Annotated in this window: 15 protein-coding genes and 1 tRNA gene; 3 read left to right on the top strand and 13 right to left on the bottom strand. The window is 62.5% G+C overall.

Going from position 1 to position 16,660, the window contains the following annotated elements; translation table 11 throughout:
• Positions 1 to 8 precede the first annotated feature (8 nt).
• The 7 genes from PRZ01_RS18810 to rsmB all read right to left on the bottom strand — a co-directional run bounded on the left by PRZ01_RS18810 (position 9) and on the right by rsmB (position 5,939).
• Positions 9 to 311: a hypothetical protein gene (locus PRZ01_RS18810; protein ID WP_273598382.1), complete on the bottom strand. Its 303-nt coding sequence runs from the start codon at positions 309 to 311 to the stop codon at positions 9 to 11.
• Positions 304 to 522, bottom strand: coding sequence for a hypothetical protein (locus PRZ01_RS18805; RefSeq protein ID WP_273598381.1), 219 nt, complete (start codon positions 520 to 522; stop codon positions 304 to 306). Before PRZ01_RS18805 ends, PRZ01_RS18810 begins: the two co-directional genes overlap by 8 nt.
• A 201-nt stretch (positions 523 to 723) precedes the next feature.
• Positions 724 to 799, bottom strand: a tRNA-Phe gene (locus PRZ01_RS18800).
• 81 nt (positions 800 to 880) lie between these two features.
• Entirely contained in the window at positions 881 to 1,594 is a 714-nt protein-coding gene (locus PRZ01_RS18795) for a response regulator (protein WP_273598380.1), read from the bottom strand.
• Between the two features lie 11 nt (positions 1,595 to 1,605).
• A complete protein-coding gene (locus tag PRZ01_RS18790) occupies positions 1,606 to 3,876 on the bottom strand; it encodes a sensor histidine kinase (RefSeq protein WP_273598379.1) in 2,271 nt (756 codons plus the stop codon).
• A gap of 3 nt (positions 3,877 to 3,879) precedes the next feature.
• On the bottom strand, positions 3,880 to 4,512 hold the full coding sequence (locus tag PRZ01_RS18785) for a DUF4390 domain-containing protein (protein ID WP_273598378.1): 633 nt from the start codon (positions 4,510 to 4,512) through the stop codon (positions 3,880 to 3,882).
• Between the two features lie 35 nt (positions 4,513 to 4,547).
• A complete protein-coding gene (rsmB, locus tag PRZ01_RS18780; protein ID WP_273598402.1) occupies positions 4,548 to 5,939 on the bottom strand; it encodes a 16S rRNA (cytosine(967)-C(5))-methyltransferase RsmB in 1,392 nt (463 codons plus the stop codon).
• 115 nt (positions 5,940 to 6,054) lie between these two features.
• Between rsmB and folE the strand changes: the two genes are divergently transcribed.
• Together folE and PRZ01_RS18770 are read left to right on the top strand one after the other, a co-directional pair.
• A complete protein-coding gene (gene folE / locus PRZ01_RS18775) occupies positions 6,055 to 6,780 on the top strand; it encodes a GTP cyclohydrolase I (RefSeq protein ID WP_273598401.1) in 726 nt (241 codons plus the stop codon).
• Positions 6,781 to 6,826: 46 nt separating this feature from the next.
• Positions 6,827 to 7,249 carry a BLUF domain-containing protein gene (locus PRZ01_RS18770; protein ID WP_273598377.1) on the top strand — a complete coding sequence of 141 codons (423 nt, stop codon included), beginning with the start codon at positions 6,827 to 6,829 and terminating at the stop codon, positions 7,247 to 7,249.
• Between the two features lie 32 nt (positions 7,250 to 7,281).
• Here the strand turns inward: PRZ01_RS18770 and PRZ01_RS18765 are convergent, their stop codons facing one another.
• Both PRZ01_RS18765 and queC read right to left on the bottom strand, forming a co-directional pair.
• Entirely contained in the window at positions 7,282 to 7,827 is a 546-nt protein-coding gene (locus tag PRZ01_RS18765) for a LemA family protein (RefSeq protein WP_273598376.1), read from the bottom strand.
• The gene (gene queC / locus PRZ01_RS18760) at positions 7,824 to 8,555 is read right to left on the bottom strand and encodes a 7-cyano-7-deazaguanine synthase QueC (protein WP_273598375.1); all 732 of its coding nucleotides are present in this window, start codon (positions 8,553 to 8,555) and stop codon (positions 7,824 to 7,826) included. The genes PRZ01_RS18765 and queC overlap by 4 nt, the downstream gene beginning before the upstream one ends.
• A gap of 310 nt (positions 8,556 to 8,865) precedes the next feature.
• Here queC and PRZ01_RS18755 point away from each other — a divergent pair, with 310 nt between their 5' ends.
• Positions 8,866 to 9,576: a hypothetical protein gene (locus PRZ01_RS18755; protein ID WP_273598374.1), complete on the top strand. Its 711-nt coding sequence runs from the start codon at positions 8,866 to 8,868 to the stop codon at positions 9,574 to 9,576.
• 52 nt (positions 9,577 to 9,628) lie between these two features.
• Here the strand turns inward: PRZ01_RS18755 and PRZ01_RS18750 are convergent, their stop codons facing one another.
• The 4 genes from PRZ01_RS18750 to PRZ01_RS18735 form a co-directional block, all read right to left on the bottom strand.
• A complete protein-coding gene (locus PRZ01_RS18750) occupies positions 9,629 to 10,903 on the bottom strand; it encodes a glutamate-5-semialdehyde dehydrogenase (RefSeq protein ID WP_273598373.1) in 1,275 nt (424 codons plus the stop codon).
• A 168-nt stretch (positions 10,904 to 11,071) separates the two neighbouring features.
• On the bottom strand, positions 11,072 to 11,524 hold the full coding sequence (locus PRZ01_RS18745) for a hypothetical protein (protein ID WP_273598372.1): 453 nt from the start codon (positions 11,522 to 11,524) through the stop codon (positions 11,072 to 11,074).
• A 139-nt stretch (positions 11,525 to 11,663) separates the two neighbouring features.
• Entirely contained in the window at positions 11,664 to 14,570 is a 2,907-nt protein-coding gene (locus PRZ01_RS18740) for a M16 family metallopeptidase (protein ID WP_273598371.1), read from the bottom strand.
• 93 nt (positions 14,571 to 14,663) lie between these two features.
• Positions 14,664 to 16,568 (bottom strand): ATP-binding protein, encoded by a 1,905-nt coding sequence (locus PRZ01_RS18735; RefSeq protein ID WP_273598370.1) that lies wholly within the window; start codon positions 16,566 to 16,568, stop codon positions 14,664 to 14,666.
• Between the last annotated feature and the right edge of the window lie 92 nt (positions 16,569 to 16,660).

Below are 16,660 nucleotides of genomic sequence, written 5' to 3'. Positions count from 1 at the left end.
GTCAAGTGTCACCGACCGGCATATTGGAGCCACTCCGTGATCGGCGTATAGCGGTTGATGCGACGAGCTTCTTGAGGAGCGCCCTTGTAATGTGGCAGAACCTCGCGGGCGTAGTCGCTCAGTGCCTGCGCGACGGATGTCCGCTGCAGATCGAGAAGCGCTTGTTTGTCGGACTTACGCAGGTCGCGAGCATGCCCATCGGCCTCCTCCTGGGCGACCTTCTGGCTCTTGAAACCGCCACGGTCAATGTCCTGGCCCTGCACCCGCAGCCGAAACGCCCAGCCCGAGCCGTCCTCGTAGGCCTTAGCCATGGGGCACCTCCAGCGACGCAAGCGGCGTAGCGGTCCAGGGATGGGGGTGGTGCACGCTCAGCTGAGGCGAGGTGCCGCAAGCCTCGAACGCCCGGCCGAGTCGGCCGGCCTGGAAGCCCGCTATGGGCATCTGGAAGGCGCAAGCCTGCCCAGACGGAGTGAGAACAGCGAGGTGGGCCGTCGAGTGCGGGCCCGGGTTCGTAAGACGCAAGGTCAATCTCCTAAAGAGAGTTGAAGGTCTTGCGTATAGGTTTGCCGAGCCGGCATGACAGTGATTTTCGACCACCTTTTTTCGAGCACTTGCGCATCAAAGCGCAACTGCCCGCAGCAGCCCACCAGTGAAAGTGTCAGAAACACCGTCAGAAAAGCAAAAAGCCCACCTACTAGGGCGGGCTAAGTGCTTGATTTTATTTGGTGGCCTGGGGCGGAATCGAACCACCGACACGCGGATTTTCAATCCGCTGCTCTACCAACTGAGCTACCAGGCCAACTGTTTGTATTCAGCAGTCTTTTTCAAGACTGCTTCGCTTCAAACCTGCGAAGACAGTGACTATAGCATGAATTTCTAGTCAAACACCAGTTCCGCGTTTATTTCGGCTCAAATCGACACCCAGCTGTTTGAGCTTGCGGTACAGATGGGTGCGCTCCAGGCCAGTTTTTTCGGCGACACGGGTCATGGAGCCGTTTTCTTTGGCGAGATGGAATTCGAAGTAGCTCTTCTCGAACGCGTCGCGGGCTTCGCGCAGGGGACGGTCGAGTTCGAAGCTTTGTTCGGAGGCCAGGCCCATCTGCGCAACCATGGGCATTGGGCTGCTGACCAAGCCATGGGAGGGTGCGGCGGTGGGGTAGCTCAGGCTGCCGAGGTCGCTGCGGGTGTAGCCCAGTGGCGCACCCAAGGGAGGCGGCGCGGGGCGCGGCGCCACCTTGACCAAGGCCTGCTCGACTGCGCGCAACAGCTTTTGCAATGTGATGGGCTTTTCAAGAAAGGCGATTGCGCCGACCTTGGTGGCTTCTACCGCGGTGTCAATGGTGCCGTGGCCGCTCATCATGATGACGGGCATGGTCAGCAGCCCGGCGCCGCCCCATTCCTTCAGCAAGGTGACGCCGTCGACGTCGGGCATCCAGATGTCCAGCAGAACCAAATCGGGGCGCATGCGCTCACGCGCCGCGCGCGCCTGGGCCGCGTTTTCAGCCAGTTCGATCGTATGACCCTCATCGGTGAGGATTTCAGACAAGAGGGCTCGAATGCCCAGTTCGTCGTCGACTACAAGAATTGTTGCCATGGAGTCCTAGTTCACTCTTGTTTCGGGGCGGTGTTCAGCTCGACCGCCGCAGTCGCGAGTTTTGAAAATGATAACGAAACTTGAGCACCTATCGTCACAGGGCTGTCATCCCCCCCCGAATGGAGGTTGGTCAAGCGCACCCGCGCACCGTGTTCATCGGCAATTTTTTTCACCACAGCGAGCCCCAGTCCAGTGCCTTTTGTTTTGGTCGTGACATAGGGTTCAAACGCACGTTTCAATACTTTTTCAGCAAAGCCGGCGCCGTTGTCGCTGATCAGCAGGCGCAAGACCCGCGGTTCGCCGGTCTCCGTGTAGCCTTGTTGGGTGCGTACCAACACCTGCCCATCGGGTCGATCTTGCACGGCATCAAGCGCATTCTGTACCAAGTTGTGAATCACCTGCCGCAACTGGCTGGCGTCGCCCTTGATCTGGGCCGGCGTGGGGGCCAATTCAGCGCGCAATCGGCCGGCTTCTTGTGCCGGGGCATAAAGCGTTAGCACCTCGCTGACCAGGGCATTCAAATCCAGCGGGCTCAAGTTGGCAGAAGGCAGGCGGGCATAGTCCCGAAACTCGTTGACCAACTGCTTCATCGACTGAACCTGATTGACGATGGTGGCCACCGAGCGCACGAGCATGGCTTGGTCGGCGCCTTCCAACTTCGATTCGAGCTTGTGTTGAAGGCGCTCGGCCGAAAGTTGGATGGGGGTGAGCGGGTTCTTGATTTCGTGGGCCAAGCGCCGGGCCACTTCGCTCCAGGCGGCGGAGCGCTGCGCCGACACCACTTCTGAAATATCGTCGAACACCATCAGGCGTGAATCATGCGGCAACGGAGCGCCGCGCACCAGCAGTGTCAGCACATCTTGGCCGGCTTCGATCTGCAATTCGAAGGCGTCTTGCCAATGGTCGCCGCGCTCACCGGCATCGGGCTTGTATTGCTCAAAACGCTGCCAGACGGCTTGGGCAAAGGCTTGCAGCTGCGGCACTTCGTCAAGGCGCCGCCCCTGGTAGGCCGACAGCGGCAGGCGCAGGATGCGTGTGGCGCCGGGGTTGACGGTGTCGATGCGCTGCTGCGCGTCGAACACGATGACGCCGGCCGTGAGGTTGTCCAGAATGGTTTGCAGATGGGTACGGGCGTTTTCAACCTGAGCCACGCTGCGCTCCACCAGGGCGCGGGCATCTGACAGCTGCTCCGTCATGTCGGCGAAAGAGCGTGTAAGCCCGCTGAGCTCGTCGCGTGAGCGCATCACCGGCTTGCGGCTGAGGTCGCCCTGCGCAACCTGGCGCACGCCCTCAGCCAACAGCAACAGGGGCCGCGCCAGCTGATTGCCAAGGGTCATCGCCAGCAACAGCGCGGCAAACACCGCCAGCACCAGTGCCAGGGTCAGCGTGCCGAGATACATGCGCCGCAAGCCATCTCGCTCCAGCGCGCGCTGCTGGTATTCACTGCTGGCGGTCTGCACAGCCAGGGCGTTACGCAAGACGTTGGAGGGGATGCGCCGCACCATCATCAAGTAGCGCTCGTTGCCGCTGCTGACGCCCAGCCGCAGGTCAGCATTGGGCAGCAGCACCAGGGCGCGGATCTGCGCCTGGCCTTGCAAGGCCAGGGCCTCGTCCTCCAGTCCCTCCAATTGGCTGACAGGCCGGCCATTGCGGGCTTGCCGCAGCAGGGTCTCGGTGGGTCGCTCAGGGCTCAGAACGCCGGCGTCACCACCCGCCGACAACAAGATTTGCCCCTTGCCGCCCACCAGCGCAACGGTACGCAGCCCCAATTGCTCGCGCAGTCGGTCCAGTGCCAATGGCTGCGGCAAGGTGGTGTCACCTTCGGCCAGATGCTCGGCGGATTCGCGCACTTTTTTGGCAAGGTCACTGACCATATCATCCAAGGTACCGCGGCCCAGATTGAGGCCGGCATCCAGCGCGGTGGCCAAGCGCACGTCAAACCAGCTGTCGATGCTGCGATTGACAAACTGATACGAGACGCCATAAATCAACAAGCCCGGCACCACGCCCACCAAGGCGAAGATGCCGGCGAGCTTGATGAGCAAGCGGCTGCCGAATTTACCGCTGCGCACCCGCAGCAGCAGGCGCACAACGGCAGTGCCGATCACCAGCGCAAGCAGCCCGGCCACCAGGGCATTGACCCAGAACAGCCATACCGAGTGACGCTCCAGAAACCCGCGCTGCGAGGTGGCGCCGATGGACAGCAAAAAGGCCAGGACGCCACAAACGCCCATCACGGCCACCATCGAGACCACCCAGGCCCACCGAGCCGCTTTACTCATGCGTCAAGAACCGCTGCGCAGGCTGAAGTCGGAGTTGAGGGTGAAGGTGCGCTCCACATTCAAGCCCCAGCCTTGGGGTGAGCCCAGACCGATCTGCATGGGTTTGGGCAATTGGCTGGTGTCCAGCCGGTAACTGAATTCAAGGTAGTAACGGCCATCATCATCGATGTCCTTGAGCTCGGCCACGTGCCAGCTCGACGCCCCCCGCAAGGAGCTAAGGGCTTCGCTGAGTGTGCTGTAGTTGCGGTTCAAACCCTCGGTGCTGACGCGGAACTGCCGGGTCAGCGATTTCCACTCAAGCCGCCAACTGCGCGAGGCCCGCGCGGCGCGCACATCGCGCCAATACCAACGACTGCGCAAAATGGTGACATCTGCGACGAAATACACCGGAACACCCTTCATCAGGGCATCTTCCACTGCGGATGACAAATTGAAGCGGGTACTGAAGCTCAACTCCAAGCCATCGTCCGCCTTGGCCGCACTGATTTGCGCCAGCTCAACGCCTTGCGCCTGCACCGCAGGGCTGCCCAGCCCCAGCAGGAGGCACAGCACCATGGCCATGCCGCCAGTCACCAGCCGCCGCAAAGCAGGCCAGTGGGGTGCAGCAACAGAGAAAGGCAGGTTGAACGAGGTCAAAAGTGACAGTGTCGCGACGGGTGGATAAGGAAAGCTCAGGACTTGCTCAGCAGGGCATAGTAAAAACCATCGAAGCGGCCCTCGTCATTTGACGAAAGCGCCGACCCGGCTTCGGCCTGCCTTGCATTGTCCGTGAGGGGCAGCAAATGCCCCGTAACACCCGTCACATCATGGGCCTTCGCGTCACCATGGCGTTGCAAAAATGCATCGATCTGGTCTTGGCCTTCGGCTTTGAAGATAGAACAAGTCGCGTAAACCATCCGCCCACCCGGGCGCAACAAGGGCCACAAGGCCTCCAGCAACTCGGCTTGAATGGCCGTCAGCTGCGCAATATCGCTCTCCCGGCGCAACCACCGCACGTCAGGATGGCGCCGCACAATGCCCGAGGCACTGCAGGGCGCGTCCAGCAAAATCGCGTCAAAGGCTTGGCCGTGCCACCACGATTTGGGCTGGCGCCCGTCAGCAGCCTTCAAGGTGGCCCGTAAACGCAGGCGCTGCAAGGTGTCTTGCACACGCTGCAGGCGCTTGGCGTCGCTGTCCAGCGCCAACATATCGAAGTCACCCAACTCCAGCACATGGGCGGTCTTGCCACCCGGGGCTGAACAGGCGTCTAGCACCCGCGAATGCTCGGCAAGCTTGGGCAAACCCGCGTGCGGATTTACCAGCAGATCCGCCGCCAACTGGGCTGCTGCGTCCTGCACCGACACCTCACCCGCCGCAAAACCCGGCAAAGCGGTGACCGGCACCGCTCGCGCCAACACCACCGCCTGCGGTGCCCGGGGCCCGACGGCCTGTGCCGCAATGCCCGCGCCGGCAAGCCGCTGTACATAAGTCGCCGCATCACCGTGCTGCGCATTCACACGCAGCGTCATTGGCGGATGTAGATTGTTGGCGGCCAGAATCGCCTGCCAATGCCCGGGCCAATCTTGCTGCAGCCGTGCAATCCACCAAGACGGGTGATTGAAGGCCGCCACCGGATCGGCGGTCACGGCTGCAACAAGCGTCTCCCGTTCCCGCAAAAATCGGCGCAGCACCGCGTTGACAAAGCCCGCACTGGCGGGCAGTCGGCGGCGCGCGGCGCTGACGGTTTGATCGACCACCGTGTGCGCGTCGTAGGGCGGCTCATCCGTCGGCCACAGCAGCGCCAGGGCACACAGCAACAAGCCCTCGACCTTGGGCGGCGGGGCTTTAGGCGCCAGCAAGGCGCGGGCGCCTTCGGCGCTGGCCAACAAACGCAGCACATAAAAACTCAAGGCCTGGGTGCCGGGCCGCAACTCAGGTGCGCCACGCGCCAGCACCTCGGTGAGTGAGCGCCCGGCCCGCACGGCCTGCACCGCGTCCGCCACTTGCGCGATCAGTCGCTGCAGGGGCACCGACTGCGACGCAGAGGACGCGGACGAGGGCAGCGAGGTAGGGGGGGTAGAAATTGAAGACACGGGCTCAGTGTAGGTCAGAGCCGCGCGCGCCAGTCGCTGCACCGCAGTCCTGCACGGGCTTTGCATTCCGGACACAATGCCGGCATTGGATCAACTTGAACTGCACATGACCGGCGTCACCTCCTCCACTCCGCCCCCACTCAGCGAAGCTCAGTTGGCCGCCCTGCCCGCGTCTGAACGCGTGCGCTATCGGCTGGTTGCTGCCGGGTGCCGCCACCATGCCAATGACAATATTGCCGACTTCATCCACGAGGGTGAGTTGGAAGAATTGCAGGCCGAGGTGCAGGCCCGCATGCAAGAGGTGCTGCGCGCCCTGGTGATTGACACCGAAAGCGACCACAACACTCAAGAAACCGCCAAGCGCGTCGCCAAGATGTATGTGCGTGAAATCTTTGCCGGACGCTTTGTGCAAAGCCCGCCGGTGACGGAGTTTCCCAACGTCACCCGCTTGAATGAGCTGATGATCGTCGGCCCGATCACCGTGCGCAGCGCCTGCTCGCACCATCTCTGCCCCATCATGGGTCGGGTCTGGATCGGGCTGCTGCCCAACGAGCACTCCAACCTGATTGGGCTGTCGAAATACACCCGCCTCTGCGACTGGATCATGAGCCGCCCGCAGATCCAGGAAGAAGCCGTGACCATGCTGGCCAATGAACTGCAAGAGCGGGTACAGCCCGACGGCTTGGGCGTGGTGATGGAAGCCGATCATTTCTGCATGCATTGGCGTGGCGTCAAAGACACCGAAACCAAAATGATCAACAGTGTGATGCGGGGCGCCTTTCTCAAAGATGCCAATCTGCGCCGTGAATTCCTTTCGCTGGTAAAGCGATAAAACGCACGCGCCCGCCCCGCCCTCAGCATCCACCGGAGCCGACCCCATGCTCGTTCGCCTTCTCTACGCCAGCCGCGCCAGCCAACCCATTGACGACAGCGCGCTGGCCACCATCCTCAAGCAATCGCGTGAGCACAATCCCGCAGAAGGTATCACCGGGCTGCTGTGCCACGCAGACGGCACCTTCATCCAACTGCTGGAAGGCGGGCGTGACGCGGTCAACGCGCGCTACAAGCAGATCGTCGGTGACGCCCGTCATCGTGACGTCGTGCTACTCAGTTACGAGGAAGTGACTGAGCGGCAGTTTGGTGGCTGGTCCATGGGCCAGGTGAATCTGCAGCGGCTCAATCCTGGTTTGGTGCTGAAGTACTCAGAGTCCGGGCGCCTCGACCCCTACCGTATGAGCGGCACCTCCATGCTGGCGCTGTTTCATGAGCTTGTCAGCTCGGGCGCCATCGTCTGCGCCTGAGCGTTCGGCCGCAGTTCGATATCAACTCGACATCAAAGCGAGCGGGCGTCGCCAAAGCCATACAAGCTGGCCAAGATGCGCGTCGGAAATTGCGTGACCGCCTGGTTGTACAGACCCACCGCCTGATTGAAGAGTTGCCGCGCAAAGCTGCGCTGACGCTCCACCAACTTGAGCTCATCCATCAACTCATACAACTCGATGTGCTCACGCAACTCTGCATGATGATCAAGCAAAGACATCAAACGGGTCAGCGCAGCCGCATGCACCGCATTGGCCACGGCCAAGCTGGCCACCGGATCACTGGCATAGGGCTTGGCACGCACGGCCAGGGCCAGAGTCTGCGTTTCAGCCTGCGCGTTCTCCAGCGCGGCGAAAGTGGCTTGCTCGTTCGGCAGCAGCGGACGCAACAGTTCCAATAACTTCGCGCAAAGGCGGGCACGCTCCGTCAAATGCAGGTCCAACTGCGCAAACGCGCTGGCAATGCCGTTGCGCAGGCTCATCACGCGGTTGTAAGCGCCAATACCCCAAAACAGGACAAGGGCCGCCAACCCCCAACCCAGCCAGGCCAACGAACTCATGCCGCCGACCCCGAGGCAAGAAACTCGTCATGCCCCCGCGCCCGCAACTCGCAGGCCGGGCAAGTGCCACACCCATAACCCCAGGCATGGCGATGGCTGCGATCGCCCAGGTAGCAAGTGTGCGTGTGCTCGACGATCAAGTCATTCAGGGCGGCGCCCCCCAACTGCGCACTCAAGGCCCAGGTTTGCGCCTTGGTCAGAAACATCAGCGGGGTCTCCACCGTCATCGGCGTGTCCAGCCCCAGGCTGAGCGCCACTTGCAAGCTCTTGAGGGTGTTGTCGCGGCAATCGGGGTAGCCGGAGTAGTCGGTCTCACACATGCCGCCCACCAGCACCGAGGCGCCGCGCCGGTAAGCCAGCGTGGCGGCAAAACTCAGAAACAGCAGATTGCGCCCCGGCACAAAGGTATTGGGCAAACCGTTGGCCTGCATTTCAATCGCCCGCGCCTCGGTCAAGGCGGTGTCTGAAATTTGCCCCAGCAGGCTCAGATCCAGCAGGTGATCGTCACCCAGCTTGGCCGCCCAATGAGGGAACTGCGCTCGCATGGCCGCCCGCACTTGCAAGCGGCAGTCAAGCTCCACCCGATGCCGCTGACCATAGTCGAAACCCAGCGTCTCCACCTGGGCAAAGCGGTCAAGTGCCCAGGCCAAACAGGCGGTGGAGTCCTGCCCACCAGAGAACAGTACCAGGGCCTTGCGTTGGGAGTTGGCTTGGGGAGGGGGTGTCATGATGCGTGAAGGGGGATACAAGAACGGTGAACAACAAGCTATAGCGGTTGGCGAGGGCCACCGCCGCCCAGCCCTCAGTGTGCCAGCGTTGGCCGTCAGCCGCCAAACCCAGCCCGCGCATCCCGAGTTTTGGAGGACCCGCAGCAAGGCCGCCGAGCGTGATTTTTTTGCGCACCTGACCAAAAGATAGGCCCCGGTCCCGGGCATGCCATCTTCCCGCCCCAGGGGTGGCGGAGTAAGCTTGGCCGCTGGCTCAATGCAACTAATGCGTTAGGCGAACGGCTCCTCCCACCTCTTCACGACACACGCCATGAGCTCCATTCACACCGTACGGGAACGCTCCCGCCTGGGCCAGTTGCTGGTCGAGAAGGGCGTTATCTCCAAGGCTCAGCTGAACCAGGCGATTGACCGGCAGAAAGACTCCGGCAAACGGCTGGGTGAAATCCTGACTGAACTCAACCTGGCCACTCAGCGTCAGATCAATGGCGTGTTGCGGCGGCAAAAACACCTGCGCCTGGCTGCCGCGGTCGTCACCTCGCTGCTCGGCCCCATGCAGGCGTTTGCATCGGCCGCCGCGCCCGTGCCCCTGACGCAGATCAGCGCCGGCAACACGCCGTCAAACCGCAATTCGTCATCCAACAGTGCGGGCGGCTTGCAGCCCTTGAGCGACGACGAAATGGGCAGCGTGTCCGCCCAGGGCATCACGCACGACAGCCTGCTCGCGCTGGCCAAGAACTCGAAAGATGGCTCCTCCCTGCAGGAGCTGGTGCTGTTGATGAACCCGGTGCTGCAGATGTTCGAATCCGACACATCCATGAAAAACGTAGTCTACGACCCGGAAAATGCCAAGACCAAGATCAACAAAGATGGCTCGGTCACCCTGAGTCTGCCCAGCACGATTGGTGAGTTGAACTTCAACAACATCCGCGTAAAGGGCGACACCTCCGGCCCGACCTTCGGCAGCATCCAGTTGAGCAATATCGATCTGCGCGGCACGACGATCACGCTGACGCACCATTAATGCACGCATGGATGCGTTCAACGTGACGGATCACCGGCCATAGGCCCCGGGTTCAGACGCGAATTTCGCCCTGCCCCAGTACCACCCACTTCAACGACGTCAGCCCTTCAAGCCCCACCGGCCCGCGTGCATGCAGTTTGTCGGTTGAGATGCCGATCTCGGCGCCCAGGCCGTACTCAAAGCCATCGGCAAACCGGGTGCTGGCATTGACCATCACACTGGCGGAATCCACCTCACGCAAAAAGCGCATGGCATTGGCGTGATGGGTGGTAAGGATCGCATCGGTGTGGTGCGAGCCGTAGCGGTTGATGTGCGCAATGGCCTCGGTCAGGCTGTCCACCACCTTGATGCTCAACACGGGCGCCAGGTACTCCTCGCTCCAATCGGCCTCGGTCGCCGCCTTGATTTTGGCGCCCGGGATCGGGCCCAGCAGGGCCAGGGTGCGCGGGCAACCACGCATCTCCACGCCCTTCTCGCTCAGCAGCGCGCCGATGTGCGGCAGAAAGTCCGACGCGCTTTCGGCATGCACCAGCAAAGACTCGGTGGCGTTGCAGGGGCTGTACTTTTGCGTCTTGGCATTCATCACCACGGTCAGCGCCAGGCCAAATTCCACTTCGGCGTCCACATAGCAATGGCAGTTGCCGTCCAGGTGTTTGATGACCGGCACCTTGGCTTCGGCGGTGATGCGCTCGATCAAACCCTTGCCGCCACGCGGAATGATGACGTCCACATGCTGCGGAGCGGCAATCAACAAGCCCACCGCCGCGCGGTCGGTGGTGTTGATTAACTGCACCGCCGCTTCAGGCAGGCCGGCCTCTTTCAAGGCAGCAGCCACCAGATTCGCCAGGGCCAGATTGGAGTGAATGGCCTCCGATCCACCCCGCAGAATACAGGCGTTACCACTCTTGATGGCCAACGACGCGGCCTCGATGGTCACGTTCGGGCGGCTCTCATAAATCATGCCGAACACGCCCAGCGGCACGCGCATTTGGCCCACGCTGATGCCGCTCGGGCGGCGCTTGAGGCTGGTGATCTCGCCCACCGGGTCCGGCATGGCGGCGATTTGCTCACAGCCCTGCGCCACGGTTTCAATCACCTCGGGCTTCAGCTTGAGGCGATCGCGCATGGGTTCGTCCAAGTCGCTGGCGGCCGCCAGATCCTTGGCATTGGCTTGCGCCAGCGCTGGGCCGGCCTCGCGCAGGCGGCGGGCCAGAGCCAGCAAGGCCTTGTTCTTGGCCGCAGTGGGCGCCGCGGCCATCAAGGCCGAAGCTTGGCGGGCAGCAAGGCCCACGGAGTCCATATAGGAGGTCAGGTCAGAAGCGCTCATGCCGATATTTTGACCGAAGTGCATCGGCACGCCGCAGTCGTGCACATAAGCTGCGCCCGACCCCGCCCACTCAGGCGGAAAAAAGCCCGGCGTGTGAGCACAGCCAAGCCCTTTATCCACTGCACGGCGCTTGTAACGTGGCAAGTAAATGCCACGTTACTTGGGCTGTTACTTGAGCTTCAACTCCTGCAACTCCATGTTGCCGCCCAGCTTGCGCATGACCTTGCGCTCACCGCTGGCGCTGTCCATCTTGTGAGCGTCCATGGCCATCATGGCTTCCATCTTTTTCTGGATGGCAAGCCGCTCGGCATTGCTGGCGTAGTCCTTGTATTCGATGGCCAGCACCAGATCTGGCTCGCCGCTGCGCGGCGCATTGACCTGCAGCACATGGTAGGACAGCACCACGCCCTCCTTTTTCAGGAACTCGTTTTGCTTCTTGTAGTTGCCGGCCAGGTAGTCCATATAGTTCTCGAACTGACCGGGCTCCACATGGATATTGGAAAACGACCAGACTGAACCAGGGGTATAGGAGCTATCGGCCAAGGCTGGCGCGGCGTAGGTCTGCGCAAAAATGACCAAGGCGGCGCCCATACTGGCGCCCAGGAGTCGAACAAGCTTCATGAAATCTCCCTGAGGGTTGAGCCGAGTGAATCACATCAGCACCATCGAATGGGCAATCTCGGCGCGCTTGCACCATCGCCGCGGACTATAGGGCGGCGGGCGGGCCGCGCACAAGCCACAGCCCCTTTGATCTAACGGGTTATTTCAAGACCTGACCATTCGCGTCGCGCAACTCCAGCGGCTTGCGGCCGAAACTTTGCAACTGCGGCAAGACCTTGCCCTGGTCGCCCACTGCCACAACGATCAAGCCGTCGGCATCGACATAACGCAGCGCCGCACGGTAAGCGCTGGCCGGCGTGACGGCGCCTAGCTTGGCGGGCAACTTGACCAGATAGTCCTCCGGCAGGCCCAAGGCCCAGAGCCCGGCAAAACTGGCCGCCACCACCTGATTGGTGTCCAGCATGCCCGGCAAGGACAGCAGCTGCGCGTTGCGAGCACGGGCCACTTCTTCAGCAGGCAGGGGCTTGGCGCGGACGGCTCGAATCTCGGTGAACATATCCTGCAGCGCCGCACCCGTCACATCCGTGCGCACACTGCCTCGTATGCCGAATTGCCCCTGCTCGCGACCCATATTGAAGTGCGAGTAAATGCCGTAGGTGTAGCCCTTGACCTCGCGCAACTGTTGATTGATGCGCGAGGTGAAGCTGCCGCCCAAGGCATTGTTCATGACCTTGATGGCGGCGGCGTCGGGGACCGTCGCACGCGGGCCCGCACAGACGACGGCCAGCGCGGTCTGTGGTGCGCCTGGTTTGTCCACCAGAATCATGCGGGCCTTCGTCGAATTCGTCGGATGGAACCCGACTGACTCAGCCGAGGTGGGTACCGATGGAGATGCCGACACAGCCGCCTTCCAGCCCCCGAACAAGGACGCAGCCAAGGCACGGGCCTCGTCAGCACTGACATCTCCCGCAATCACCAGGGCCGCGTGATCGGGCCGGTATTGCTGCTGCCAGAACTCGCGCAAATTCGCGCCGTGCGTGGCGCGAATGGACGCCTCATCGCCCAGCGAACTGACCGACAGCGGGTGGCCCTCGCCATACACCGCCCGGGCCGCCACCACGCTTGCCACAGTCGCGGCATCGTCGCGCTGCTGGGCCAGCGCCGCCAGGCGGGCCGCCTGCTTGCGCTGAACCTCGGCGTCACTGAATGCCGGGTTCAAGGCCAGATCCGCCAGCAAGGCCAGCCCGGGTTTGAAACGCGACTTCAAGCTGTTCAGCTCAATGCGGGACTCTTCCGCCGAAGCGCTGGCGCTCAGCACCGCGCCCAGATTGGCGATTTCATCGGCCACCTGCTGTGCACTGCGCGTCTGCGTACCCTCTTGCAACATGCTCGCCGTGAAGCTCGCCAAGCCCGGCAGCGCGGCCGGATTGTTGATCTGGCCAGCGCGCAGCACCAAGGTGGCGCTGGCCAGCGGCAGGCCGGGTTTGGGCACGTGCACCACCGTCAAACCGTTGGGCAGGGTGAATCGTTGGCCAGCGGGCAGACTCAAGGCCAAAGCCTTGCCTGCCTTGGGCTGCTTCATGCGCCAAACTTCGGGCGCATTCAGCTGCGCGCGCTCAGCAGCACTGGGTGCGGCCGGCTTGCCCGTGGGCATGGGCGGCGTGGACACCTCGGCGGCCAGCACCTTCTCGCCCGGCGTGGCCTGCACGACCACACGAGCGTCCTTGCGCAGGAAGCGGGCCACCGCCGCCTGCACCGAAGCGGGTGTGACGCTGCGATAGCGGCTGAGGTCCTTGCCCACGAAGTCAGGGTCGCCCGCCGTCTGGTTGTAGTGGTTCATCAGGTCGGCCAGGCTACCCATTTTTTCCAGGCGGGAGAGCAACTGAGTTTCGATGCTGGCCAGCGCCCGCTGCACTTCCTCGGTGGAGGGCGGGGTCTGGGCCAGCGCGGCCAGCTCGGTGTCCACCAGCGATTCGATTTCATCGAGCGATTTGCCGGGGCGTGCCACCAACTCAACGGCAAACACCGAGCCCAGGGCCATCGACTCCTGGCTGGCCTGCACGCTTTGCGCCAGCTGACGCTCGTAGACCAGGGTTTTGTAGAGCCGGCTGGACTTACCACCGCCCAAAATGATGCCGGCCAGGTCCAGATCGGCATCGCCCGCCTGGTACATGGCGGGGGTGTGCCAATTCAGGCTGAGGCGCGACAGCTCGATCTGGTCGGTCACCGCCACCCGGCGCTCATGGGTGATCACCGGCTGCGCCACCTTCACATCAGGCACGGCCTCACCGGCCTTGAGCGTACCGAAGTACTTCTGCAGCAAACGCTTGGCCTCAGCTGGTTTGAAGTCGCCAGCCAGCACCAAGGTGGCATTGTTGGGTCGGTAGTAGGTGCGCGAAAAGGCTTTGACGTCTTCCAGCTTGATGGACTGGATGTCTGCATGCGAGCCGATCACCGAGGCGCGATATGGATGGCCTTCAGGAAACAAGGCTTGAAACGTGGCCTCTTCCACAATGCCATAAGGCCGATTCTCGACGGATTGCCGGCGCTCGTTGCGCACCACGTCTTGCTGATTGGCCAAGGCGACGGCATCGACCTCATCAAGCATATAGCCCAGCATATCGGCCTTGATCCACAGGCCCAGTTCCAGCTGGTTGGAGGGCAAGGTGAAGTAGTAGTTGGTGCGGTCGAAATCAGTGCTGCCGTTCGCATCGGTGCCGCCCGCAGCTTCCACAATCTTGTCCGCCGCCCCACGCGGAATGTGCCGGGTGCCGGCGAACATCAGGTGCTCGAAAAGGTGGGCAAACCCGGTCTGCCCCGGAGCCTCGTTGCGCGGCCCGGCGTGGACCCAGAGATTGAAGGCGATCAGCGGCAGCCGGTGGTCTTCCACCAAAATCACCTCGAAGCCATTGGCCAGGCGAAACTTTTCGTGCCTGACCGCCAATTGGCCGTTCGCCGACTCCACCGCGCCCGGGGCCGCCGCAAATGCAAGCGCAGAAGTCGTCGCTGACGCCCCCGCCGCCAGCGCGCCCAGAGGGCTCAATCCCAAGGCCGCGCAAACAGCGGCAATCGCAGTCAGGTGGGTGATTTGCGGCTGCAATTTCATAAACGCGTCCTGATGAATGAAGAAGAAATCGGGATGAAAAAGGCGTAGGCCGCAACACTAACGGCTGGCGCTCCATTCAACAAGTGACGAAGGTCACCGGGGCACATTGGGCAGGGCCAGCTCAAAGACAAATTCGCTGCCCATGGCGGGCGTGCTGATCAGGCGGATTTCGCTGTCCATCTGGTGCACCAGTTGCTGGCTGATGGATAGCCCCAAGCCCGTGCCACCGAGGCAACGGGCCGCGTCGGCCACTTGCGCAAAGGGCTGGAAGAGTTGCGCAGCATCCTCCGGCGCGATGCCGATGCCGCTGTCTCGCACGCTGAATCGCAGCTGGGTCATGGCCTCGCCCTGCGCCACCACGCTGACCTCCAGATGCACCCCGCCGTGGTCGGTGAACTTGACTGCGTTGGAGAGCAGGTTCAACAACACCTGGCGCAAGCGCTGGCCGTCAACCATCAGGCGTTGCGGCAATTGGGGCGCCAACACCACGTCGAAGCGCAGGCCCTTTTCCTGGGCACGCAGCCGAATGCTGTCTGCCACCATTTCCAGCAAGGCCCGCAGATCGACAGCACTGGGATTCAGGCGCACCTTGCCCGCTTCGATGCTGGCCATGTCGAGCATGTCGGAGATCAGGTACAGCAGATGCTCACCCGAATTGCGAATGGAGTCGACACGTGCACGTTGGTCGGTCCGCAGGAGATCGTCCATTTGCAGCAGCTGCGCAAAGCCCAAAATCGCGTTCAACGGGGTGCGGAATTCATGGCTCATGGTGGCCAGGAAACGGCTCTTGGCTTGCCCCGATTCTTCGGCACGCGTGATGGCTTGGCGCAAAGCCTGGGTCCGCTCGGCCACCACGTCCTCCAGGTGATCGCGGTGGTGCATCAAAGCCAGTTCAGCCCGGCGGCGCTGGGTGATGTTGCTCACCATGCCTTCAACGCGAACCTGCGAACCGTCCGCGCTGGCCACGGTGTAGGCACTCAGCTCCACCCAAATTTCACGCCCGGCATGGGTGATGCGCGTGGGCGCGTGGTCAGGGGCCGGGCCCAGGCCGGGCGTGGCCATGAGCAACTGCACTTGCTGCAGGCGTCCGTCGCGCACCAGCGCACGCCGCAAGCGCCGGTAGTCACGCGCCTCCAAGGTCACCAATTGGCGCAAGCGGCGGTAGGCTGCAAGCGCCTGCGCGGGGTGGCTGAACCCGAGCATGCGCGCAAGGGCCACATTCAGGTCCAGCAGGCGCCCGCGCCCGTCGGCTTGAAAAATGCCTTCCGGTGCGTTTTCATACAAGCTGCGGTAACGCTCCTCGCTGAGCTTCAAACCGTGGCTGGAGGCCAGCAACTGCGCGCTCATGTGGTTGAACTGTGCCGTCAGCTGGCCAATTTCATCGGGATAGGCCACGGGCATCTGCGCCCCCAGATCACCCGCCGCCACCCGCTGCGCCAACTCACCCAAACGTCGCACAGGCTGTTTGACAAAGCGCCGCACCAGAAAGTAGGAACTGAGCATCACCGCCGCCAGCACCCCCAGCATCAGGGTCAAGACAAAGCGGTGCAGCTCACCCACTTGCTGTTGCACCAACTCGCGCGAGAACGTCAGGGCCACCGTGCCAAGCATGCCACCCTCCGGTCGCAAGGCGGTGGGTGCAGGTACGTCATAGACAAGGCGCAGGGGGTTCACCGGTGGGCGTGTGCGCTGGCGCATCAAGGGCGCTCCTGCGGACAAATCGCTGTGCAATTCGATGATGGCCACCTCGGGGTCGGTCATCGCCGCGTCCAGCAAGCTGTCGATCGAGCCTTGGTCAACCTTCCAGATGGGGCCCGCCAAATTGCTTTGGACGAGGTGCGCCATGCGATTGGCCCGCTGCTGCAAGGCCTCGCTCAAGCTGCGCTCCACCTGCTGCGTCCAAGCCCAACCCACCCCGGCGACCAAAGTCGTGGCAAGGCCCGCAATACCAAGCATCAAGCGCGCTTGCAAGCCCAGTGTCACCTTCCTGATTGCCATGCAATCCCTCCCCAGGAATCAAAGCCCGTTCGACTAACGACCTATTTTGGCGGTATTTTCCGCTCTGTCAGCCCGGGAGGCTCCTTGAGCGG

This window comes from Roseateles koreensis (genome assembly GCF_028595305.1).
Lineage (GTDB): Bacteria > Pseudomonadota > Gammaproteobacteria > Burkholderiales > Burkholderiaceae_C > Paucibacter_A > Paucibacter_A koreensis.
The sequence above is the reverse complement of the archived record's forward strand: the minus strand, read 5'-3'. Positions and strand labels throughout refer to the sequence as shown.

Bases quoted from the DNA above. Each gene is read 5' to 3' on its own strand.
- PRZ01_RS18810 (WP_273598382.1), bottom strand. From the start codon at position 311: ATGGCTAAGGCCTACGAGGACGGCTCGGGCTGGGCGTTTCGGCTGCGG.
- PRZ01_RS18765 (WP_273598376.1), bottom strand. From the start codon at position 7,827: ATGAGTTCGTTGGCCTGGCTGGGTTGGGGGTTGGCGGCCCTTGTCCTG.
- PRZ01_RS18795 (WP_273598380.1), bottom strand. From the start codon at position 1,594: ATGGCAACAATTCTTGTAGTCGACGACGAACTGGGCATTCGAGCCCTC.
- PRZ01_RS18735 (WP_273598370.1), bottom strand. From the start codon at position 16,568: ATGGCAATCAGGAAGGTGACACTGGGCTTGCAAGCGCGCTTGATGCTT.
- PRZ01_RS18770 (WP_273598377.1), top strand. From the start codon at position 6,827: ATGCTCGTTCGCCTTCTCTACGCCAGCCGCGCCAGCCAACCCATTGAC.
- PRZ01_RS18790 (WP_273598379.1), bottom strand. From the start codon at position 3,876: ATGAGTAAAGCGGCTCGGTGGGCCTGGGTGGTCTCGATGGTGGCCGTG.
- PRZ01_RS18750 (WP_273598373.1), bottom strand. From the start codon at position 10,903: ATGAGCGCTTCTGACCTGACCTCCTATATGGACTCCGTGGGCCTTGCT.
- PRZ01_RS18745 (WP_273598372.1), bottom strand. From the start codon at position 11,524: ATGAAGCTTGTTCGACTCCTGGGCGCCAGTATGGGCGCCGCCTTGGTC.
- queC (WP_273598375.1), bottom strand. From the start codon at position 8,555: ATGACACCCCCTCCCCAAGCCAACTCCCAACGCAAGGCCCTGGTACTG.
- folE (WP_273598401.1), top strand. From the start codon at position 6,055: ATGACCGGCGTCACCTCCTCCACTCCGCCCCCACTCAGCGAAGCTCAG.
- PRZ01_RS18740 (WP_273598371.1), bottom strand. From the start codon at position 14,570: ATGAAATTGCAGCCGCAAATCACCCACCTGACTGCGATTGCCGCTGTT.
- PRZ01_RS18755 (WP_273598374.1), top strand. From the start codon at position 8,866: ATGAGCTCCATTCACACCGTACGGGAACGCTCCCGCCTGGGCCAGTTG.